Source organism: Cellulophaga fucicola, assembly GCF_900119145.1.
In the GTDB taxonomy this organism is placed as follows: domain Bacteria; phylum Bacteroidota; class Bacteroidia; order Flavobacteriales; family Flavobacteriaceae; genus Cellulophaga; species Cellulophaga fucicola.
The window spans coordinates 132,741-156,663 of record NZ_FPIY01000002.1; the positions used below are offsets into that span (position 1 = coordinate 132,741).

Consider the following 23,923-nt stretch of genomic DNA (forward strand, 5'->3'; position numbering starts at 1 on the left):
CATAAAACAACAACTAATATTATTAAAAATACAAAAATTAAGCTAACAAAATATCAATTTAACAAACCTAAATAGAATTGTACACACAAACAATAGAATAGGTCAGCTATTAATCTGTTTAAATAAATAATTTTGAAAAACCCACAAAGGGAACATTAACCTATTTTCTAATATTAAGTTAACACCCATTAATTATGAGTAATTTAAAGACCAGTGAAAAACAGCAAATACAAAAACCAGAATTTAAACAGCAATATGAAAACTATATAGGCGGTAAATGGACATCTCCTAGCAAAGGAAATTATTTTGAAAACACATCTCCTGTAGACGGTAATAGTTTTACAAAAATACCTAGATCTACAGAAGAAGATATAGAGTTAGCCATAGACGCTGCCTGGAAAGCAGCTCCCGAATGGAACAATTCTTCTGCTACTACCAGAAGCAATATGCTTTTAAAAATTGCAGATATTATGGAGCAAAATCTAGAGATATTAGCAAGAGCAGAAACTTGGGACAATGGTAAAGCCATAAGAGAAACTACAGCAGCAGATTTACCGCTAGCCATAGACCATTTTAGATATTTTGCTGGTGTAATAAGAGCAGAGGAAGGCTCTGTAAGTGAATTAGACTCCAATACTGTTGCATTAAATGTTACAGAACCTCTTGGGGTTGTTGCTCAAATAATTCCGTGGAATTTCCCTTTATTAATGGCAAGTTGGAAATTAGCTCCTGCATTAGCTGCTGGTAATTGTGTAATTATAAAACCAGCAGAACAAACACCTGTAGGCATACTTATTTTAATGGAACTTATTGAAGACGTTTTACCTGCTGGCGTATTAAACATTGTTAATGGCTTTGGCGCTGAAGCCGGAAAACCATTAGCTAGCAGCCCAAGAATTAATAAAGTTGCTTTTACAGGAGAAACTACAACAGGGCAATTAATTATGCAATACGCATCTAAAAACATAACTCCTGTAACACTAGAGCTTGGTGGTAAATCTCCAAATATTTTCTTTGAAAGCATTATGGAAGCAGATGATGATTTTTTTGATAAATGTATTGAAGGAGCAGTGATGTTTGCTTTAAACCAAGGAGAGGTGTGTACGTGTCCGTCAAGAATGCTAATTCAAGAAAATATTTATGATGCATTTATAGAACGTGTTATTGAGCGTACCAAAGCCATTAAGCTTGGACATCCTTTAGACAAAACAACAATGATGGGTGCACAGGCTTCTAATGATCAATATGAAAAAATATTAAATTACATAAAAATAGGAAAAGAAGAAGGCTGCGAAATACTAGCTGGTGGTGATGCTGCCTTTAACGAAGGGCTAGAGGGCGGCTACTACATACAGCCTACGATACTTAAAGGAAATAATAAAATGAGAGTTTTCCAAGAAGAAATTTTTGGACCAGTTGTATGTGTAACTACATTTAAAGATGAAGCAGAAGCTATAGAAATTGCAAACGATACGCTGTATGGTTTAGGTGCTGGTGTATGGACAAGAGATACGCACCAAGCATATAAAGTTTCTAGAGCAGTACAATCTGGCAGAGTTTGGGTAAACTGCTATCATTTATACCCTGCACACGCCCCATTTGGTGGATATAAAAAATCTGGAATTGGGAGAGAAAATCATAAGATGATGCTAAGCCATTACAGACAAACAAAAAATATGCTTATCTCTTACGACAAAAAAGCAATGGGATTCTTTTAAAAATTAGCATATGACAGTAAAAAGAATCTTAGCCACAAACGCAGCAGAAGAAGTAATAACACAATTACAAAAAACTCACGGTGACTTAATGTTTCATTTAAGTGGTGGCTGTTGCGATGGTTCATCACCTATGTGTTTTTCTAAAGGAGAACTACTACTCAACAACGCAGATATATGGCTAGGAACTATACTAAATTGTCATTTTTATATATCCAAAGATCAGTTTGAATATTGGAAACATACACAACTAACTATTGATGTAACCAAAGGAAGAGGGTCTAGTTTTTCTTTAGAAATACCTTTAGGGTTACGTTTTATTATAAACTCCAGGCTATATAACAAAGAAGAAGCCCTAAACCTATCTCCCATTAAAGAAGGAGAGCAGTTATAACAAGCATAAAGACTTACCTGTTGGTAAGTCTTTATTATTTAATGTAACAGTACTATAAATATTGTAAATTTGAAACTCAAACAAAGAAATTAAATTGGTGAAAAAAATTTTAATAGCTCCATTTCTTCTATTGGTAAAAATATATCAAACAATTATATCACCTTTAACTCCGGCTAGTTGTAGGTATTCACCAACGTGCTCACAATACACTTTAGAAGCTTTAAAAAAGCACGGTTTATTTAAAGGGGGTTGGCTAGCAACTAAACGCATTTTTAGTTGTCATCCTTGGGGTGGCAGCGGTTATGATCCCGTTCCGTAGAACGGTATTAAAAGAATAGGATAAAATTAACTTTTAATCACAGTTTCTTTTTTAGCCCCTTACTCAAAATACGTATATTAGCCATTCACAAAACGGAAAATAAATGCATTTTTTAAGTATATTATGGAATCCAAATGAAACTTTATTCAGTCTTGGACCAGTACAAATAAAATACTATAATCTACTATGGATTACCTCTTTTGCCTTAGGATGGGTAATTATAAAGAAGATTTTTTCTAACGAGAAAAAACCAATAGAACAGTTAGATTCTTTATTTTTATACACAGTTATTGCTACAATGCTAGGCGCTCGTTTAGGACACGTTTTCTTTTACGATTGGGCCTACTACCAAAATCATTTAATAGAAATACTATTACCAATTAGAGAAAACCCAAGCGGAAGACTTTTTGGTATTATTACAGGGTATGAATTTACTGGTTTTGCAGGTCTTGCCAGTCACGGCGCAGCATTAGGTGTAATTATAGGTATGTATTTATACAACAGAAAATACCCTGATTATAAAATATTATGGCTATTGGACAGACTAGTTGTTCCTGTTTCTTTAGGAGCTTTTTTTGTGAGGTTAGGTAACTTTTTCAATTCTGAAATTAACGGTAAAATCACAGAAAAAGCATTTGTATTTGCTACTAAATTTATAAGAGATTCTGATGATATGCCAGCTTCTAGAGCTATGGCTTTAACAAAAGAAAGAACTGCAAGCGCAGCTTACAACGCTATAGAAAACAATCCAAAATTTGCTTCAATTTTAGAAAGCATTCCTTTTAGACATCCCGCGCAATTGTATGAAGGCGTTTGCTATATTTTTGTTTTCATTATACTATCCTACTTCTATTGGAAAACAGATAAAAAGGACAAGGCCGGATTTTTATTTGGTTTATTTTTAATGCTACTATGGACCATTCGTTTCTTTGTAGAGTTTGTAAAGAAAAGTCAAGGTGGATTTGAAGAGTCTTTAGGCACATTATCTACAGGGCAATGGTTAAGCATTCCTTTTATACTAATAGGCGCATATTTTGTATTTAGACCTAAAAAAGCGTAATATGAAAACATTAAAGAATTATTCTTTTTTATTAATTACTATTGTTTCTTTAATAACAAGTTGTAAAGAAAACAAAACAGAAGTTATACAAACTCCTGAACCTGCTTTTACAAAAGAAGGCACTTTAACAATTACCAAAAGTACAGATAATAGCACAGCTCTAACATTAGACATAGAAATTGCAGAAACAGATTACGAAACGCAAACTGGTTTAATGGAAAGAACTAGTATGAAAGATAAACAAGGAATGTTATTTATTTTTCCTGATTCTAGAGTACATTCTTTTTATATGAAAAACACCAAAATAGCTTTAGACATTATTTATATTGATGAAAATCTACGTATTGCTAGTTTTCAAGAAAACGCAAAACCATTAGACGAAACAGGGTTAACTTCTAAAGTCCCAGTAAAATATGTATTAGAAATTAACGCTGGCTTATCAGAAAAACACCTTTTAGAAGTAGGCGATAAAATAGATTTTACCAGACTATAATACAACTATGAAATATCTTCTAAATGGCGAATCTACAGAAAGATTAATATTTAGAAATCTAAAAGAATCGGACTTTGATTCTTGGCTTCCTTTTCATAAAGACCTTAGATCATCTGAGTTTTGGAATGGCTTACCAAAAAACCCAAAGACAGCTTGCCAACAACAATTTAATCGTGTTTTTGAGCGTTACAAGCAAGACTTAGGAGGTATGAACGCCCTTATATGCAAAAAGACCAATCTCTTAGTTGGTTTATGCAGATTACTAATACAAACAGTAGATAACATAGAAGAGTTAGAAATAGGCTATTCTATATTGCCTGAACTTTGGCAAAAAGGCTACGCTACCGAAGCTGCTAAAAAATGTAAAGAATTTGCTTTTAACAACAATTTTAGAGATTCATTAATCTCAATTATTCACATAAACAACATTCCCTCTATAAAAGTTGCTTTAGCAAATGGTATGCAGTTAAGCAAAACCACAAAATACCACAACAACCCAGTACATATCTATAGAGTTTTTAATTAATGTTCTTATTAAGATGATTAAACACATTACAATATTTACCACAAATGAGTCTAATACCTCTTCATTTATTACATCACTTCTTAAAGATGAAAAACCAGAAGAGTTCAATTTTTTAAAAGGTATAGACACAGCGCTCTTTTCTAAATCTGAAGTATTAAAATTTATTAAAGAAGAAGAGATTCACGATATAAAGACGCTTACCGCAAATACAATGCAGAGTCTAAAATCTATGTCTAGTGGTGAGCAAAAAAGAGTTTTATTAAAATATCTTTTAGATCAAAAACCAAAATATATTATTTTAGACAACCCATTTGACAACCTAGACACAGCATATCAAACAAAACTAAAAGAACTTTTTCTAGAGATTTCAGAATCTATAGGAATTATACTTATTTGCAACAGACAAGAAGACAGATTACCAATAGCCTCTAAAATATACAAATTAGAAAAAGACTATTTAAAGCACTACTCTTCATTAACAGAGTACAATACTTCAATTAATAACCAAACGTCTTTAGAACGCCTAGAAATACCAAAAAACAACACTGCTATAAACTATGCTTACACAGAACTTATTCGATTTAAAGATGTTTCTGTTTCTTTTCAAACTAAAAAAGTATTACACCAAATAAATTGGCAAATAAACAAAGGTGAGTTCTGGCAACTAATAGGTAAAAATGGAAGTGGAAAAACTACTCTTTTATCTATGATAACAGGAGAAAACAACAAAGGTTACGGACAAGAATTGTATTTATTTGGACAAAAAAAAGGAAGCGGAGAAAGCATTTGGGATATCAAAAAAAAGATTGGCTACTTTACCCCTTCACTAACAGATAACTTTAAAGGAAACCACACCATAGAACATATGGTTTTAGCTGGTTTTACAGATGCTATTGGCTTATATACAAAACCAACAGAAACACAATTAAACTTGACTAATCAATGGTTAAAAATAGCTGGTTTATCAGAAATAAAAAATAAATTATTTAACCAGATTACCAGGGGAGAACAACGCCTTGTTATGTTATTAAGAGCAATAGTAAAACAACCGCTGCTATTAATACTAGACGAACCTACAGCTGACCTAGATGATAACAATGCAGCTTTATTTGTTTCTCTTGTAAACAAAATAGCTAAGAGCAAACAAACAGCTTTAATTTTTGTATCTCACAGAAAAGAACCAAACCTAGAACCTCTAGCAATTATAGAGCTACAAACAACACCCAACGGCTCTATAGCAAACATCTTAAAATAAAAAAAGCTGCTTACAAAATGTAAGCAGCTTTTTTATTTTATAATTAGGTATTAAGAATTATTCGTTGTCTTCAACTTTATCTTCTTTACCTGCTTGTATTCTTTTCTTTAAAGTATCAAACATAACTGGTGTTGCAATAAATAAAGATGAGTATGTACCTACAAGCACACCAATAATCATAGCGAACATAAATCCTCTTAAAGACTCACCTCCAAAAATAAAGATTGCCAATAACACCACTAAAGTAGTTAAAGAAGTATTTAACGTTCTACTTAATGTACTGTTTAATGCTAAACCAACATTATCTCCAGAACTCCATCCTCTTTCTTTTACAATCTCTCTAATACGGTCAAAAACAACCACGGTATCATTTAACGAGTAACCAATTACAGTTAATATTGCCGCAATAAATGCCTGATCTATTTCCATATTAAAAGGCATTATTTTACCAAATATAGAGAACACACCTAATACAACTAATACATCATGGAAAACTGCAACAACAGCTCCTAATGAGAATTGCCATTTACGGAAACGGAATAAGATATATAAGAACACTACTAATAATGATCCTAAAATAGCCCAAACTGCGTTTTTCTTAATATCATCTGCTATCGTTGGTCCAACTTTTTTAGACTTTACAATACCTATTGACACATCATCAGTACCTCCATTATTAAACTCAGCCAATGTTAAACCACTTGGCAATAAGTCTTGTAATGAATTAAATAATTTTTCTTGAATCTCTTCATCAACAGCAATACCATCTTCATCTACCTTATAAGAAGTTGTAATCATAATCTGATTATCATCTCCAAAAGTCTTAACATTTGTCCCTTTATCAAAAACAGTAGTTAACTTAGATGAAATTTCACTAGTACTTACACTATTCTCAAAACGAACTTGATATGTTCTACCTCCAACAAAATCTACACCTTGTTGTAATCCTGTAGTAAATAAAGAAACTAACGCAACTACTATTAAAGTTCCAGAAATAACGTAAGCTATTTTTCTTTTCTTTAAAAAGTCGATACTTAAATTCTTGAAAAGGTTTCTTGTTAAACCTGTACAGAATTCTAACACTTTTCCTTTACCTCCACTGTATCCTTCAACAAATAACCTTGTAACAAATATTGCAGTAAATAAAGATGTTGCAATACCTATTAATAATGTAGTAGCAAAACCTTTAATTGGTCCTGAACCAAATATAAATAAGATAACAGCAGTAAGACCTGTTGTAATGTTAGCATCTAATATAGAAGACAAAGCATTTCCAAAACCATCAGAAATTGCTAAAGCCTGACCTTTACCTTTTGCCAATTCTTCTTTTATACGCTCAAATATAAGTACGTTAGCATCTACAGACATACCTATAGTTAATACAATACCAGCAATACCAGGCAATGTTAACACAGCTCCTAAGCTTACCAACACTCCAAATATTAATAAAATGTTTAATAATAATGCAATATCCGCAGCTACACCAGCTTTACCGTAATAGAAAACCATCCAAAGCAATACTAATGCCATTGCAATTAAGAAAGACATTAAACCACTATTAATAGATTCGTGACCTAAAGATGGGCCAACAACTTCTGATTGAATGATATCTGCTCTAGCTGGTAATTTACCTGCTCTAAGAACGTTTGCAATATCTTTTGTTTCTGCTAGTGTAAAATCTCCTGAGATTTCTGTACTACCACCAGATATACCACCAACTACAGAACAACCTGGAGCAGTGTAAACTCTATTATCTAAAACTACGGCAATACCAGTTTGGTTTAAGTTAACCTCACTTGTAAATTTCTGCCATTGCTTAGCTCCTTTAACGTTCATATCCATTCCAACAGCCGGCCTGTTAAATTGATCGAACTGAGCACGAGCACCACTAACAACATCTCCACTCATTTCTGGAGCATTTTCTCTATTACCTTTTAAAGCAAATAAACCAATTACCTCAGAACCTTTTGCAGGACGCTCCCATACAAACTTAATGTGCTGTATAGCATTTGGAATTAATCTTTTAATTTCTGGCATTCTAAGGTATTCGTTAACCTTAGCTGTATCTTTTATTGCAAATTCTGCAACAGCATAACTATTAGGAATACCGGCAATTAAATCTCCTAAAGGGTTTACTTGACTAGCAACATCTAAAGAATCTTGTGTAACATCAGATAATAAAGAATCAATTTCAGATTCTGGCTTAGCTTCTGTATCAGCAACCGCAGCCTTATTATCTACTAAAGATCTTAATTTTTCGTTTGCAAGATTAATAAACTGCATTACGTTAGGGTCGTTTTTAGGATATGTTTCCCAAAACTCTAACTGTGCTGTACTAGAAAGCAACTCTTGTGCTCTTGCCTTATCTTTAGCACCCGGTAATTCTACCAAGATACGTCCAGAATTTCCTTCTCTTTGTATATTAGGCTGTGTAACACCAAAACCATCTATACGTTCTCTTAATACTTCAAAAGCAGATTCTACTGACTCATCAATTTTTCTACGGATGATAGGCTTCACCTCTTGATCAGAAGCATCCATACTTTTTATCTCTTCACTTAATGTTTTAGTAAAGAAAATATCTGGAGAAGCTAACCTTGTATCACCTTTATTAGCATCAAATGCTTCAAAGAATAAGTCTACATAAGTTTTATCACTGCTTTTAGACGCCTCATCAGCATCTTCTAATGACTTAAGAAAAACAGGGTTTTTAGTGTTATTTGCTAAGCCAGATAAGATATCTTTTATCTTAATTTGAAGCGTAACGTTAATACCACCTTTAAGGTCAAGACCTTTGTTTAATTCTTTTTTCTTAGCCTCGTTGTAGCTTGTGTATCCAAATACAGATTCACCTCCTATAGAGTCTAAGTATTTAGTTTCCAATGCTTCTCTCTTGTCTGCAAAATCTGAATCTGATTCAGATATTTTACTTGCTGCAAAAGTTGCCGCTTCATTTTCGATCTTACTACTTATAAAAGTATAGGATAACTGATAGATACTTACGATCCCAAATAAAAAAGCAAACAGCTTTATAAGTCCTTTATTATACATTAGTTTTTGTTTATTATTGGTAATTTTATATAGCGTGCAAATATATCATTTAAGATAAGAATTGCCAATATATTTACAATATTATATAAAATAAGGGTGTACAAATAAATTTGTCACCCTTATTATTATCGTTTTGTTGTAATATTATAATTCTAAAAGGCCGTTAGTTTTAGAAACTCCAGCAGCACTTTCTTGCATCTTTGCTTTTTCAGCATCACTCAACTTAATCTCAACAATTTTCTCTATACCGTTTTTACCTAAAATTACAGGTACACCAATACAAAGATCATTTAAACCATATTCACCTTCTAACAATGTAGAACATGGAAACATTTTTTTCTGGTCACAAGCAATAGCCTGTACTAAACCAGAAACAGCTGCACCAGGAGCATACCATGCACTAGTTCCTAACAACTTAGTTAATGTAGCACCACCTACTTTAGTATCTGCAGCAACTTGTTCTAATCTTTCTTCAGATAAAAACTCAGAAACTTTTACACTATTTCTTGTTGCGTGTGCAGTTAAAGGTACCATACCAGTATCACTATGACCACCGATTACCATACCGTCCACATCAGATATTGGAGCCTCTAAAGCTTCAGCTAATCTGTATTTAAAACGAGCACTATCTAAAGCACCACCCATACCAATAATTCTGTTTCTTGGTAAACCTGTAGTTTTATGCACTAAATAAGTCATAGTATCCATAGGGTTACTAACAACTACAAGAATAACATTTGGAGAATGCTTAATTAAATTTTCTGATACAGTTTTTACAATACCTGCATTAATACCAATTAATTCTTCTCTTGTCATTCCTGGCTTACGAGGAATACCAGAAGTAATAACGGCAATATCACTATCTGCTGTTTTAGAATAATCGTTAGTAGAACCAACAATCTTAGTATCAAAACCATTTAAAGATGCCGTCTGCATTAAGTCCATTGCTTTACCTTCTGCATATCCTTCTTTAATATCCAACACAACAACTTCTGATGCAAAATTTTTAATTGCAATGTATTCTGCACAACTAGCGCCTACTGCACCTGCACCTACTACCGTTACTTTCATAAGTATATATTTATTTAATTTTTAATAATTTTTTTAATGACTGTAAAAATAAAGAATTTTAACATTATAAATAAGGTATACAATAACTTTAATATTCTTTTATAAGTATTAAATAGATTGAAACGCTACCTAATGTTAAAGAAAAAGGTATTTAAACGAAAAACTACAAAAAAAGGCGTTATACATCGAAAAAAATGAAATACACAACAAAAGTCGACGTTAGAACAATATCCAAATTAATTAAAATACCTACTTATGAAAAAACCCCTACATTTTTTCATGGCAACATTTGTATTCAGTACAATTTTTGGTTGCTCTGAAATTCCAGAAAGCAATGATCCCATTCTTGGCATTTGGGCAAAAACCACAACTTTAGAATCAGGAAAAGATTCTAAAGAAGAATGGATTTTTAACGATGCTCACAAAGGTCGTTTTCACAGTTACACCAATGATAATGTTGCTTTTTTAACAGACTTTAGATGGACAAACGATGGAGACACCTACACCATTACATATCCAGGTACCGATATGCCAAATGACAATGTTTCAATTAAAACAACAGAACTAAGTAATAGCACTGAAAAAAATACAGAACAAGCTTCTAGTAATGTTATTCTAGAAGAAACTAATGGTGAAACATTAGCGTTTAGAGAATAAATAAAAGTTTACAACATTTAAAAAAGCCCTAGAAATTTATTTCTAGGGCTTTTTTTATATGAAAAAATTACAATACTATTATCTAAAACCAAAGTTAACACCAACAGATAAGTTGTTGTATTTAGCTAGAGAATAATCTGCATGCAATCTAAAGAAACCTAATTTAAGTTTAGCCCCTATATTACCCGTAACACCACTAGCATTTGTTTTTACAGAAAAAGGATCTGTTACAGGCTGTGTTAAAAAACCTCCACTATATGTTCCTAAGACATCTATAGTTGACTTTCCTGATAAGTAACCAACACCTCCATAAAAATTAATTATAGGCAACTTAGTAGACACTACTGCCTGAAAAACCCAAGTATTCATTTTAACATCTAGCCTCTGATTTTCTCCTGACACAACCCCTTGATCTGTAAAATCGTACGAGCCTGTTAAATGCGTATATCCAATAACACCAGATATTGCAACTGGCAATATTTTATCTGCTGGTAGTAGCTTAGTAAAATCGTGCTGAAGACCAATACCATACAAACCTAATTCTACATCATCTGTTTCTACTTTTGGTAAAAAGCGAGCTTTTATCTCAGTTCCCTTTATTAAACCTACACTCACTTGCAAAAAAGCCGTTGGCACAAAGTTTATATTTTCTGATGCTAAACCAGATGGAAGTTCAAACTCTTCTCGATCAACATCACCCGGCAAAGGTCCATCAACAAAAACATCTATACCATCTAGATCCCCTAAAGCAGAAGAAACTTCTTTTGAAACACTACCATCTACAAACTTTAAATTTTCATAATCTTCTGTATTTAGTATAAATGATTTTTTATCATTCGGAGATTGTGTCATATTACCAATAATAGATATTTCAAAACCACCTAATGGTTTTGCATCTGCAGTATTATACCAACCACCACCAAGGCCATATAACATTCCCTCAGAAACAGGAGACAAATAGCCATTAATAAACTTATTTGCATCTTCTATACCTGCAGCAAAAACTTCGTTTGCACTAGATTGAGCAGATGCATATGCACTGAATGCCAAGAAAATAACTAAACTAAATTTTTTCATAGAAATATTTTTTTTATAAAACTAAAAAACTCGCACCAATGGTGCGAGTTTTTGTTGTATAAACCTACTTTCTTATGCATCAATGTTTGCATAGACAGCATTCTTCTCTATAAATTCTCTTCTAGGAGGTACTTCATCTCCCATTAACATTGAGAATACACGATCTGATTCTGTTGCAGATTCTATAGTAATTTGTCTTAATGTTCTAAAGTTTGGATTCATTGTAGTATCCCACAATTGTTCAGCATTCATCTCCCCAAGACCTTTATAACGTTGTATACCTACACTACCATTAAAACTATCTGCAATTTCATCCCTTTCCTTGTCTGACCAAGCATATCTTTTCTTAGTTCCTTTTTTAACCAAGTACAATGGAGGTGTTGCTATATAAATATGCCCCGCCTCTATTAGCTCTTTCATATATCTAAAGAAAAAAGTAAGAATTAATGTTTCAATATGACTACCATCGACATCGGCATCACACATAATAACCACTTTATGATATCTTAACTTGTCAAGATTTAGTGCCTTACTATCTTCTTCTGTACCAATAGTTACACCTAAAGCTGTATATATGTTTTTTATTTCTTCGTTTTCAAAAACCTTGTGTTGCATTGCTTTTTCAACATTCAAAATTTTACCACGTAGCGGCAAAATTGCTTGAAAAGCTCTATCACGCCCTTGTTTTGCAGTACCACCCGCCGAATCTCCCTCAACAAGAAAAACTTCGCAATTAACAGGATCTTGATCTGAACAATCTGATAATTTCCCAGGTAAACCACCAATACTCATTACTGTTTTACGCTGTACCATTTCACGGGCCTTTGTTGCCGCATGACGTGCTTGCGCAGCCAAAATAACTTTTTGTACAATTACTTTAGCATCATCTGGATTTTCTTCCAAATAGTTAGTTAACATTTCTGATACAGACTGACTAACTGCCGCTGAAACCTCTCTGTTACCTAATTTTGTTTTTGTTTGCCCTTCAAATTGTGGTTCTGATACTTTTACAGATACAATTGCAGTTAAACCTTCACGGAAATCATCTCCTTGAATCTCAAACTTTAATTTATCTAACATTCCTGAAGCATCTGCATACTTCTTTAATGTACTTGTTAAACCACGTCTAAAACCAGAAAGGTGCGTACCACCTTCATGTGTATTAATATTGTTTACATAAGAATGTAAGTTTTCTGAGTAAGAAGTGTTGTAAACCATAGCAACCTCTACAGGTATGCCATTTTTTTCACCTTCCATAGAAATAACATTCTGAATAAGTTGCTCTCTATTTCCGTCTAAAAACTTGATAAATTCTTTTAACCCTTCATCAGAGTAAAAACGTTCTCCAACAAAACCGCTTTCGCTTTCTTTGTCTTCTTGTCTTTTATCTGTTAAAGTAATTGCCACACCTTTATTTAGGTAAGACAACTCACGCATTCTATTTGCTAGAGTTTCATAATTAAACTCTGTAGTTTGCGTAAAAATGGTATCATCTGGATAAAAAGTAACCTCTGTACCTCTTATTTCTGTTTCTCCAATACTTTTTACTGGATATAATGCTTTACCTTTTTGATATTCTTGCTCGTAAATAGTTCCGTTACGAAAAACTGTAGCTTTTAAATCTTTAGATAGTGCATTTACACAAGAAACACCTACACCGTGTAAACCACCAGATACTTTGTAAGAATCTTTATCAAATTTACCACCTGCTCCAATTTTGGTCATTACAACCTGTAAAGCAGATACACCTTCTTTTTTATGAATGTCTACTGGTATACCCCTACCGTTATCTCTAACAGTTATAGAGTTATCTTCATTAATAATTACACTAATAGTATCACAATGGCCACCCATTGCTTCATCTATAGAGTTATCTACAACCTCGTATACCAAATGGTGTAAACCTCTTACACCAACGTCCCCGATATACATGGACGGACGCATACGTACGTGCTCCATACCCTCAAGGGCCTGAATACTATCAGCTGAATAATTATTTTTTTTTGCTTCTTCGCTCATTATATATAAATTATCGTGCTTAATTTCATTATAAAAAATACAACCTAACAAATATAAAATAATGCTTCATTAATTTTAAACCGTTTTAAGACTGTTTCAAAATAGTTATCAACATTTTTTAATTACTCACAAAAGTCTCTTAAACAAGCTTAAATTAATTTTAAATAGCTAATGATACCAAAACAACAATTTTTAAAAATTCAAAAAAAATAAAAATGCCTTAGAAGAGCTGTAAACAAAAAAGGAGCACCAAAATTTGGTACTCCTTAAAGACTAATTATAATTAAAACTGAAAAAACAGTTGCTAATTCAGGCTAAAAAATTATTGCACAACGTAAGCATCTGTATGCACTTTAGCTACAGCTCTACCAGATGGGTCGTTCATATTCTTAAACGCTTCATCCCACTCTAAAGCAATTCTTGTACTACATGCTACAGAAGGTTCTTGAGGCACACATAATGCTGCTGCATCACTTGGGAAATGCTCTTCAAAAATAGACCTGTAATAAAACTCCTCTTTAGATGTTGGCGTTTGTAACGGAAATCTATATTTAGCATTTGCCAATTGCTCATCTGTAACTTCTTCTGCTACTACTTCTTTTAAAGTATCTATCCAACTATAACCTACACCGTCAGAAAATTGTTCTTTTTGTCTCCACGCTACACTTTCTGGTAACATATCTTCAAAAGCTTTACGAACAACCCATTTCTCCATACGTTCCCCGTTAATCATTTTATCTTTTGGGTTAATACGCATAGCTACATCCATAAATTCTTTATCTAAAAACGGAACTCTACCTTCTATACCCCAAGCAGCTAAACTTTTGTTTGCTCTAAGACAATCGTACATGTGTAGTTTATCTAACTTACGAACAGTCTCTTCATGAAACTCTTTTGGATTTGGCGCTTTATGAAAGTATAAATACCCGCCAAATAACTCATCTGCTCCTTCGCCAGACAATACCATTTTAATACCCATAGACTTTATTACACGTGCCATTAAATACATAGGCGTTGAAGCTCTAATGGTAGTAATATCGTAAGTCTCTAGATTATAAACTACATCTCTAATAGCATCTAAACCTTCTTGTATTGTAAATTTAATCTCGTGGTGCACAGTACCAATATGGTCTGCTACGATCTGTGCAGCTGCTAAATCTGGAGAACCATCTAAACCTACAGAAAAAGAGTGTAATTGCGGCCACCAAGCATCTTTAGTATCTCCAGATTCTATTCTTTTTTGAGAATATTTCTTTGCTATTGCAGAAGTTACTGAAGAATCTAAACCACCAGATAAAAGAACACCGTATGGTACGTCTGACATTAACTGTCTGTGAACTGCAGCCTCTAACGCTTCTTTAATTTCTTGTATGCTAGTTTCATTTTCTTTAACCGCATCATACTCCATCCAATCACGAGAGTACCATTTCTTTAATTCGCCATCTTTACTATGTAAGTAGTGGCCCGGAGGAAACAACTCTATTTTAGTACATGTACCCTCTAAAGCTTTTAATTCTGATGCCACATAAAAAGTACCATTTGCATCCCACCCCATATATAAAGGAATAATACCCATATGGTCACGAGCTATAAAATACTCGTCTTTATCTACATCGTAAATAGCAAAGCCAAAAATACCATTTAACTCATCTAAAAAAGATGTTCCTTTTTCTTTATATAACGCTAAAATAACTTCACAATCAGACTCTGTCTGAAATTCATAATTATCTTTAAGTTGCGCTCTTAATTCTTGGTGATTATATATTTCTCCGTTAGCCGCTAAAACCAACTTACCATCTTTACTAAATAAAGGTTGCTTACCAGAAGCTGGATCCACAATTGCCAAACGCTCGTGTGCTAAAATAGCTTTATCGTCTGCATATATACCGCTCCAGTCTGGACCTCTATGTCTAATTTTTTTAGACATATCTAACAATTGAGGTCTTAATGCCTCAGTGCTCTCTTTTACATCAAATGCACAAACTATTCCACACATATTATTATATCTTTATATCAATTTGATTACAAAGATGAATTAAATGTTTCGATTTAAAAACATATATAGTAATATTGGTTTCAATTTAAAACATTTTTAAGCTTATTACATTACAATTAAAACTACGAGTTAGTTTAATCATAAAAAAAATGATCATTTTGTAAGTTGGCATAATTTTAGCGACCATTAATTCTATTACTGCGAAATTGTCGCTAAATTTGAAAAAAACAAAAACAAACTTTATGAAAAGATTACTTGCATTATCAGTACTTGTATTAACAATGGTATTTTCTACTAGTGCCACTGCTCAAAAATTTCCTGGATTAGATAAGAGTCCAGCAGATATAGCTACACAACCATCTAGCTACAAAATATCAAAGAAGAACATTCGTGTTATATACAGTCGCCCTCAATTAAAAGGGAGAATGATAAAAGATTTAGCTCCTGCAGGAAAAGTATGGAGAACTGGTGCTAATGAAGCAGCAGAAATTACTTTTTACAACGATACTAACTTTGGTGGTAAAGCTGTAAAAGCTGGCACTTATTCTTTATTTACTATACCTGGAGATAAAGAATGGACAGTTATATTAAACAAAAACTTAAACCAATGGGGTGCTTATTCTTACGATAAAGCTGCTGATGTACTTAGAGTAACTGGTAAAGCAACTAAAAGCAATGAGTCTTTAGAAGCTTTTTCTGTAACATTTACAGAGACAGATATGGTAATGGGCTGGGGAACTACTTTAGTTTCTGTTCCTTTTGCACTTTCTATGTAAGCTAACAGCATACTATAAAATATAAAACCCGAAACTATTAAGTAGTTTCGGGTTTATTTTTACTGCTATTTTTAGTATTATTTACTTTACTTGTTTACCTCCTATAAAAACCTGTTCTGCAGTAATACTAGGTATTTTAGCCTCTTCAATTTCCATTATATTATCACTTAAAATAACAAAATCTGCTTTTTTACCTGCTTCAATACTTCCTTTTTCATTTTCTTCAAAATTAGAGTAAGCAGCCCAGATTGTCATTCCCTTTAAAGTTTCTTCTCTAGACAATGCGTTTTCTTTCTGAAAACCATTTTCAGGATAGTTCTTTGTATCTTTTCTTGCTACAGCGGCATAAAAAGTTAAAAACGGACTAACACGTTCTACTGGAAAATCTGTACCTAAAGCAATAACACCAGCAATGTCTAATAATTTTTTAAAGGCATATGCTCCTTTTACACGTTCTTTTCCTAATCTGTCTTCTGCCCAATACATATCGCTAGTTGCGTGTGTTGGCTGCACAGATGGTATAATACCTAATTTAAAATAGTCAAAATCCTGAGGTGCTATTATTTGTGCGTGCTCTACTTTCCAACGTCTATCTTCTTTGTTTTTTAAAGCCGATTTATAAGCACGTAAAACTGCTACATTGGCAGAATCTCCAATAGCATGCGTATTCATTTGATATTCTGTTTTTGCAATTCTGTTTGCAAGATTATTTATTTCTGCAACAGGAGTTACCATTGCTCCGTAATGATTATGCTTATCTGAGTACTCCGCTTTTAAGGCAGCTCCTCTAGACCCTAAAGCACCATCTCCGTATACTTTTACAGAGCGCACATTAAGTTTATCTGTTTTTACAATTCCTTTAGTTAAATAGTAGTCTAAGTTTTCTTTGTTTGCACTAATCATTGCGTAGACACGAATGTCCATTTCATTATTTTGCTGTAGACTATCTATAATCTCTATTGTTTGCTTATCTAAACCTGCATCGTTAACTGTTGTTAAACCATAATCTACACAGATTTTTTCCGCATCTTTTAATGCCTGTACCTGCGTAGCAACACTTGGCTTTGGCAAAACATTATCTATTAATGCCATAGGATTATCTACTAAAACACCTGTAAGCTTACCATTAACTTGTACAATTTCGCCACCATCTACAACAGTTTCAGTTGTAATGTTAGCAAGATCTAATGCATATTGATTAACAATATAAGCATGACCATCTATACGCTGTAGAACAACAGGTATTGCCGGGAACAATGAATCTAAAACTTCTTTAGAAGGAAATTCTTTCACTTCCCAGTCGTTTTGATCCCAACCTCTACCTGCAATAAATGTTTTGGTATTTGTTTTTTGAAAAGCAGAAACACGTGCTACTACCTCATCAAAACTTTTGGTATCCAGCAAATCTACCACTTGCTGGTTCATCCCTAAACCAAAAAAATGACAATGCGCATCTATTAAACCTGGAGTAATTGTTTTACCACCTGCATCTATAGTTTTTTCTGAAGTGTATTTTTCTGTTATTTCTTTATCGGTTCCAACAGCAATAAACACATTGTCTTTTACAGCAAAAGATTGTGCTTTTGTAAAAGTAGAGTCTACTGTGTACACATTTGCATTAGTCACAATAAAGTCGACCTTTTCTTTTTTAGGACTACACGCACTTATTGTTACGAGCAGTAATAGTATTAGTTTTTTCATTATTTCTGAGTTTCTTCAAAAATAATGAAAATAAAAAAAAGGATATAAAACAACTCACTTTATTAACGAGTCATTTATATCCTTTAAAAAAATAGCTTTTCTATTCTATTACCAATCGAACTTATAAGTTGCTCCGGCTAACACCTGAAAACCTTGTACCGGATAGTTAGCCCAACGCTGGTAACTATTACCTGTTATATTTGCTGTTTTTATAAAAAGTGATAATTTATCATCTAAACGATAGCCTACGTGTGCATTTGCATCAAAATAACTATCTAATGTTACTACAGTAGAAGCAAAGTCTTGCGGTAATGTACCAGTTGCTGCAATTGAACCTAAGTCTTCTCTTTCGCCAACAAAAAACAAGTTAGCCCCCATATACCATTTTTCATCTATTTGATAATCCATAAATAGAGATCCTTTTACTTTTGGCAAGTTCCAAGCTGGGTTATCTGTTTCTGTTGTGTAACTAAAAACTTCTGCATTTACGCCCAAAGCAAAGTTTCTATTTACATCTACATTAAGCTCTCCAAAGAATGAAAATGTTTTGATATCATCATAAAAAATATCAAACGTATTTCCTAAGTGATAATCTTTATCTTCATCTGCTCTAAATACATTTTCTGGATTTAACTTATACAATGCCGTATTGTTTTCTGCTTTGTAAGATGCTTTTACATTGTACCCTAAATTAGTTAACAACTGACCTTTTAAACCTACATATGCATTGTATTGACTATCTGTTGGCAAAATAGTAAGCGTTGGAGACACAAACGGATTCTCTTCTACAAAATCGTGATAAGAATTCTGATGTAAATCTCCCTCTAAACCACCATATGCAATAGCAGTTTCTCCTGACAATCTATAAGATGCCGTTACAGCAGGGTAGATATAAAAATTACTATTATTTGCCTCCGTATTTAAACCGTAAACAATATTAGCCCCCAAGTTTAACGTAAGATCATCTCTTAAAATTACCAAACTTGGATTTACACCAAACTGCACTTGGCCAAATTTAATTTCGCCAGTATTATCTGTACTATTTAAACTAGCGTTTTTAAACTTACCTCCAAGGTAGTCTAGCTTTACATTAAAATTTATAAGCTCATCAGAAATAGGAACCTCAACTGCTGCATTAATCACCGCTCTGTTTTCTCCAGATTCTGTAGCATCCCAAAAACGTCTTAATAATACATCACCACCTTTTATTAGGTAATCATTCATTATTAGTTCGCCTCCAACCTCAGCATCAAAATAATGCTGCTTTTCATCTATTAAACTTTCTGGTGTTGTACCTAAAGCATCTTCTGTAATACCATACCAACTGTATAATTTATGTTGCAATCCAAGATTAGCACTCCACTCTAAGTCTCTTTCTCTTCTTGTATATATACCTTTTACTTTGGTATCGTAAAAAACATTATCTACAAGAGCCTCATCTATATCTCCACGAGAAGAATGATGATTTAACCCTATGTCTAAAGTCTCATTTCTATTGATAGGTCTACTTGTATAAAAGTCTACTAAACCATTACTGTAATTACCCAAACCAACAGATACGTAAGAATTGTATAACTCTTCTACTTTTTTCTTTTTAACTGCTGTAGCCTTGCCTTTTGCAGGTGTAAAAGTAGATGCCACTGGCACAGAAAAAATGCTGTACTTAATTGGTTTTTTCTTTAATTCTACAGCACCATTAATAACTGGTGTAGATTTTATTTTAAAAGCATCTGCAATAGTAGGCTTATATGCTTTTACTACAGTTACCGTTTCTGTTCCTAAATCTTTTTCTTCTTTATCCTTGTCTTTATCTTGTGCAAAACCTACTTGCGATAGGCCTAAAAATAAAGTGAATGTTATATAGATATACTTTTGCATGATGTGTTCTTATTTTTAATTACCGTCAGGGTTTATAGATGAGTTGCTAAGAGATTCTTTTTGCTTAACAACACGTTGCTCTGCTTTTGCCTCTGCTACTATATCTGGGTAACTGCCAAAGTTTTTAATAATATTTTCTAAAATGTAATTTGCCTGGTATGCATCTCCCAATGCATCGTAATTCTTAGCCATTAACAGCAAGCCTTTTCCTGCCCATTCTTTATATCCAGAAAAATCTTTTACTAGCGCTTGTACTGCTGTAGAAGAAGCTTCAAAATCTTGTTCTTTATGCTTAAAGTATGCATTATAGTACCAAGCCTCTGCTCCTCTTTCTCCTGTAGCTATCTTTTGCACTGTAGCGTATGCTTCTTTTGCTCTAGACTCGTTATTTGTTTTTATTGCAGAACGCGCTATCATTATATGCGCATCACTCTTAATACGATTATCTATACTCTCTGTAGCTAACACTTTTTCTGCATAAGCAATAGTTTTACTATAGTTCTTCTGGTTATAATAGCCTTTCATTAAGTTAGACTGCGCAAAAGTTACATTTTGCTTAATGTTTGCTGTTTGTTCTAGTTTTTCTAAATACGGAAACGCACTAGTGTAATTGTCTTTACCTATGTAAATTTCGCATACACGTGCAATTGCTTGTTCTGTAAATTCTGCTGCTCCTTGATCTGCAACATATTTATAATGCGGTAAAGCATTATCTTTTTGTCCTTTACCAAAATACAATTGTGCCAATTTAAAATTGGCATCTAAAATATGAGAGCCGTTAGGAAAATCTTTTATATAATTATCATAACCTCGTATTGCTGCATCTGTTTTATTTTCTATAAACTGTTTTTCTGCCGACTCGTATGTAGCATTATCTAGCTCAGAATCTGTAACCTCTACAAAATCTAAATCTCTAACCCAATTAGCATACTCGTCTACCCTACCTAAATCTACATACACCAATTTAGCAGTTGCAACTGCTTGTATAGCTTCTTGCGTTTTAGAATGGTCACGTACTACAGTTTTAAACTTAGCTAAAGCCCGCTCATTTCTGTTTGCATTGTAATGCACCAAACCTTCACGTAATAATGCTCTTGGCACTAAACTACTACCTTTATATTCTTCAATTAATTTGTTATACGCTTGTAGACCTAACTCTTCTTTTCCTAATTTAATGTATGTATTACCAAGCTCATATAAAGCATCATCCTTTAACGTAGAGCTGTTGTATTTGGTCACAAAACTTTTTAACTCATCTATCTTAGTATCACTCTTACCAACAAAACCATAACTTAAAGCTCTTTGGTACGCTGCATAATCTTTTTGTCCGCCTCTATTCTTTAAAGCAACATTATATGTCTCTATAGCTGGCCAGTATTTACTTGTTACAAAATAACAATCTCCTAAACGCAGGTAAGCATCATTTAACTTAGCCTGGTCTTCTGGTTTACTTTCTGTATACTTTTTATAGTAAGCAGTTGCGTTAGTGTAATCATTAAGCTTAAAGTAAGTATATGCTAAATTATAGTCTAACTCTTTATTTTCATCTGTAGAAACAGACATTGGATTTTGCTGAAAAGCAACAAAAGAAACTAAAGCTTCTGAAAATTTATTTAATAAATACTCCGACTCCGCTTTCCAAAAATGTGCTCTAGCTTTAAACTTAGGATCTTCGGCATTATCTAAAGACAAATTAAAAATAGACAAAGCCTTCTCATAATCTTGTTCTAAAAACAACTCTACTCCTCTATAAAAAGCTACTTTTTGGTATGTTGCCTTACTAGCATAGTTCTTGTTCTTCTCTAACAACTCTAAAGCTCCTTTGTAATTTTTAGAAGTTATATAAGAATCTACCAAAAGCTCTTGAATTTCTTTGGTATGCTCTGTATCTGGATACATCTCTATATAATTTGTAAGTACAGATGGTACACTCTCGTAGGCATTACCAATCTCGTAACTTAACCTTGCATAGTTTAGATAAGCATCTTTTTTAATTCCCTCAGAATAATCCATCTGAGCCGCATTTTTAAATGCATTTAAAGCTTCTTGTTTTTTATCTAACTTTAGATAACACTCTGCCAAATGGTAGTATGCGTTTTGTGCTACACTATTATCTGCTCCAATAATATTATTAAACTGGTCTATACCATTAGTATAATCTCCCTGCTTGTAGTAACTGTAACCTAGTAAATAGTAATCTGTATTATTCCACTTACCACGTTTACCTTTATATTCCGTTAAATAAGGTATAGCATTGTTGTATTGTTTTAAGTTAAAGTAACTCTCTCCAATAATTTTATTTAATTCTGATACTTCGTTTCTATCTGCCTTTGGTAATTGCTCTTTAGCTAGTGCAATTGCTTTTTCAAAATTACCAAGCTTAAAATTCATATCTGCTTGGTAGTATGATAGTTTTTCTTTTAACTCATCTTGATCTGTAATCTGATCAAAACGTTCGTTTGCCTCCTCATAATCGTTTTGCTCATAAGAAATGTACCCTAAATAATATTTTGCCTGAGAACCGTAAGTAGCCGAGTTTGTAACACGACTTAAATAACGTTCTGCATCTTTGTATTTTTTAGACGAAAAAAGTGCGTAACCATTGTTAAACTCAAATCGTTCCTTATCCTTTCTAGACATAGAAGATTGGTCTACTTTAGAATACCACTTTAATGCGTGCGGATATTTACCCGTTTCAAAGTAATAATCTGCCACATCTAAATACGCTGTATTTCGTTTTGTAGATGTTGGGTAATCTGTAACAAATTGCTCCATTAGCTTATCTGCACCAAGCTGATTAAGACGTATAGCCGCAGTAGCAATGTAGTAATTGCTATTTGCTTTAGTCTCGTAATCGTTGGTGCTTTTGGCTACCTCTTTAAAAACAGCCTGCGATGCCTGGTATTGTTTGTCGTTATATAAAGACAGAGCCTTTACGTAATCTTTATTCTCGTGAGTGTAAATTTCTGTTTTTTGGGCATATCCATAGATAGACATTCCCATAAAACATAGGAGTATTGCTATTTTTTTCATTTTCATATAGACTTAGGTATTATAGTGAGATACCTCTAGTTAAATTATATAACGTTTAAAATGACTAAAAGTATATCTAGTACTAAGAAAAATATTTTTTACCAAAGCACGTTACTTTTAACCTTAAACTTATTACTTTTATATCAACAATAATACCAGTAAATTTATTTACATCAAAATTTATGCAAGACATCATTTTAGAACTTAAAGACGTAGCTGTATACCAAAAAGAAAGCCTTGTCCTAAACAACATTTCTTTAGAAATAAAAAAGGGCGAGTTTGTATACCTAATTGGAAAAACAGGGAGCGGAAAAAGTAGTTTTATGAAAACACTTTATGGTGACTTAGCACTTAGAGAAGGTACAGGGAATATTGTAGATGTAGACTTAAAAACAATGCAAGAAAAAGATATTCCTTTTTTACGACGTAAACTAGGTGTAGTTTTTCAAGATTTTAAACTTCTTCCAGACCGTACAATAAATAATAATTTACTATTTGTTTTAAAAGCTACAGGTTGGAAAGACCGCACTAAAATGGATTCTAAAATTGAAGAAGTTTTAGATAAGGTTGGTATGAAAACTAAAGGGTTTAAGTTTCCGCATGAGCTTTCTGGCGGAGAACAACAACGTGTAGCAATTGCTCGAGCATTACTTAACGACCCTGAACTTATTTTAGCAGATGAACCCACAGGTAATTTAGACCCACAAACCAGCGTAGAGGTTATGAAGGTGTTGCAAGATATAAACAAAACTGGACGTACTATTTTAATGGCTACGCACGATTATGCTTTAATTTTAAAATACCCTTCTAAGACTTTAAAGTGCGATGACAATAAGGTTTTTGAAGTTGTACAAAGAGCAGTTTAACTACTACTAAAATATTTAAATAAAAGCTATTTTTTG

General features: G+C 33.0%; 18 protein-coding genes. 10 read left to right on the forward strand and 8 right to left on the reverse strand.

All coding sequences use genetic code 11. The features are described 5' to 3' along the window. The first annotated feature begins 194 nt into the window (after window positions 1-194). The 7 genes from BT107_RS06755 to BT107_RS06785 all read left to right on the forward strand — a co-directional run bounded on the left by BT107_RS06755 (window position 195) and on the right by BT107_RS06785 (window position 5,762). Entirely contained in the window at window positions 195-1,718 is a 1,524-nt protein-coding gene (locus tag BT107_RS06755; RefSeq protein ID WP_072303038.1) for an aldehyde dehydrogenase family protein, read from the forward strand. Between the two features lie 10 nt (window positions 1,719-1,728). Beyond that, window positions 1,729-2,109 carry a DUF779 domain-containing protein gene (locus BT107_RS06760; protein ID WP_072303039.1) on the forward strand — a complete coding sequence of 127 codons (381 nt, stop codon included), beginning with the start codon at window positions 1,729-1,731 and terminating at the stop codon, window positions 2,107-2,109. A gap of 94 nt (window positions 2,110-2,203) precedes the next feature. Next, window positions 2,204-2,428, forward strand: a complete 225-nt coding sequence (gene yidD, locus BT107_RS06765; RefSeq protein WP_072303040.1) for a membrane protein insertion efficiency factor YidD — start codon at window positions 2,204-2,206, stop codon at window positions 2,426-2,428. A 103-nt stretch (window positions 2,429-2,531) separates the two neighbouring features. Then, window positions 2,532-3,488, forward strand: a complete 957-nt coding sequence (gene lgt / locus BT107_RS06770) for a prolipoprotein diacylglyceryl transferase (RefSeq protein WP_072303041.1) — start codon at window positions 2,532-2,534, stop codon at window positions 3,486-3,488. A 1-nt stretch (window position 3,489) separates the two neighbouring features. Further along, window positions 3,490-3,981 (forward strand): DUF192 domain-containing protein, encoded by a 492-nt coding sequence (locus BT107_RS06775; RefSeq protein WP_072303042.1) that lies wholly within the window; start codon window positions 3,490-3,492, stop codon window positions 3,979-3,981. Between the two features lie 7 nt (window positions 3,982-3,988). Next, window positions 3,989-4,507: a GNAT family N-acetyltransferase gene (locus BT107_RS06780; protein ID WP_072303043.1), complete on the forward strand. Its 519-nt coding sequence runs from the start codon at window positions 3,989-3,991 to the stop codon at window positions 4,505-4,507. A gap of 13 nt (window positions 4,508-4,520) precedes the next feature. Continuing rightward, on the forward strand, window positions 4,521-5,762 hold the full coding sequence (locus tag BT107_RS06785; RefSeq protein ID WP_084639177.1) for an ATP-binding cassette domain-containing protein: 1,242 nt from the start codon (window positions 4,521-4,523) through the stop codon (window positions 5,760-5,762). A 57-nt stretch (window positions 5,763-5,819) separates the two neighbouring features. Here BT107_RS06785 and secDF read toward each other — a convergent pair whose 3' ends face one another. Both secDF and BT107_RS06795 read right to left on the reverse strand, forming a co-directional pair. Continuing rightward, window positions 5,820-8,813, reverse strand: a complete 2,994-nt coding sequence (secDF, locus tag BT107_RS06790; RefSeq protein WP_072303044.1) for a protein translocase subunit SecDF — start codon at window positions 8,811-8,813, stop codon at window positions 5,820-5,822. A gap of 144 nt (window positions 8,814-8,957) precedes the next feature. After that, window positions 8,958-9,884: a malate dehydrogenase gene (locus tag BT107_RS06795; RefSeq protein WP_072303045.1), complete on the reverse strand. Its 927-nt coding sequence runs from the start codon at window positions 9,882-9,884 to the stop codon at window positions 8,958-8,960. Window positions 9,885-10,139: 255 nt separating this feature from the next. On the opposite strand from BT107_RS06795, the gene BT107_RS06800 reads away from it, so the two are divergent. Further along, on the forward strand, window positions 10,140-10,541 hold the full coding sequence (locus tag BT107_RS06800) for a hypothetical protein (RefSeq protein ID WP_244543107.1): 402 nt from the start codon (window positions 10,140-10,142) through the stop codon (window positions 10,539-10,541). 78 nt (window positions 10,542-10,619) lie between these two features. Here the strand turns inward: BT107_RS06800 and BT107_RS06805 are convergent, their stop codons facing one another. From BT107_RS06805 to asnB, 3 genes are all read right to left on the reverse strand, one after another. Then, on the reverse strand, window positions 10,620-11,618 hold the full coding sequence (locus tag BT107_RS06805) for a DUF6588 family protein (RefSeq protein WP_072303047.1): 999 nt from the start codon (window positions 11,616-11,618) through the stop codon (window positions 10,620-10,622). A 72-nt stretch (window positions 11,619-11,690) separates the two neighbouring features. Next, the gene (gene gyrB, locus BT107_RS06810; RefSeq protein ID WP_072303048.1) at window positions 11,691-13,637 is read right to left on the reverse strand and encodes a DNA topoisomerase (ATP-hydrolyzing) subunit B; all 1,947 of its coding nucleotides are present in this window, start codon (window positions 13,635-13,637) and stop codon (window positions 11,691-11,693) included. Between the two features lie 322 nt (window positions 13,638-13,959). Next, complete coding sequence (gene asnB, locus BT107_RS06815) at window positions 13,960-15,633, reverse strand: asparagine synthase B (protein WP_072303049.1); 1,674 nt, start codon at window positions 15,631-15,633, stop codon at window positions 13,960-13,962. Window positions 15,634-15,875: 242 nt separating this feature from the next. Here asnB and BT107_RS06820 point away from each other — a divergent pair, with 242 nt between their 5' ends. Continuing rightward, window positions 15,876-16,409, forward strand: coding sequence for a DUF2911 domain-containing protein (locus BT107_RS06820; protein ID WP_072303050.1), 534 nt, complete (start codon window positions 15,876-15,878; stop codon window positions 16,407-16,409). An 81-nt stretch (window positions 16,410-16,490) separates the two neighbouring features. On the opposite strand, the gene BT107_RS06825 is transcribed toward BT107_RS06820, so the two are convergent. The 3 genes from BT107_RS06825 to BT107_RS06835 all read right to left on the reverse strand — a co-directional run bounded on the left by BT107_RS06825 (window position 16,491) and on the right by BT107_RS06835 (window position 23,027). Further along, window positions 16,491-18,110, reverse strand: a complete 1,620-nt coding sequence (locus tag BT107_RS06825; protein WP_072303051.1) for an amidohydrolase — start codon at window positions 18,108-18,110, stop codon at window positions 16,491-16,493. Between the two features lie 108 nt (window positions 18,111-18,218). Continuing rightward, on the reverse strand, window positions 18,219-19,988 hold the full coding sequence (locus tag BT107_RS06830; protein WP_072303052.1) for a porin family protein: 1,770 nt from the start codon (window positions 19,986-19,988) through the stop codon (window positions 18,219-18,221). 15 nt (window positions 19,989-20,003) lie between these two features. Beyond that, the gene (locus tag BT107_RS06835; protein ID WP_072303053.1) at window positions 20,004-23,027 is read right to left on the reverse strand and encodes a tetratricopeptide repeat protein; all 3,024 of its coding nucleotides are present in this window, start codon (window positions 23,025-23,027) and stop codon (window positions 20,004-20,006) included. A 176-nt stretch (window positions 23,028-23,203) separates the two neighbouring features. On the opposite strand from BT107_RS06835, the gene BT107_RS06840 reads away from it, so the two are divergent. Further along, the gene (locus BT107_RS06840; protein WP_072303054.1) at window positions 23,204-23,887 is read left to right on the forward strand and encodes a cell division ATP-binding protein FtsE; all 684 of its coding nucleotides are present in this window, start codon (window positions 23,204-23,206) and stop codon (window positions 23,885-23,887) included. Window positions 23,888-23,923 lie beyond the last annotated feature (36 nt).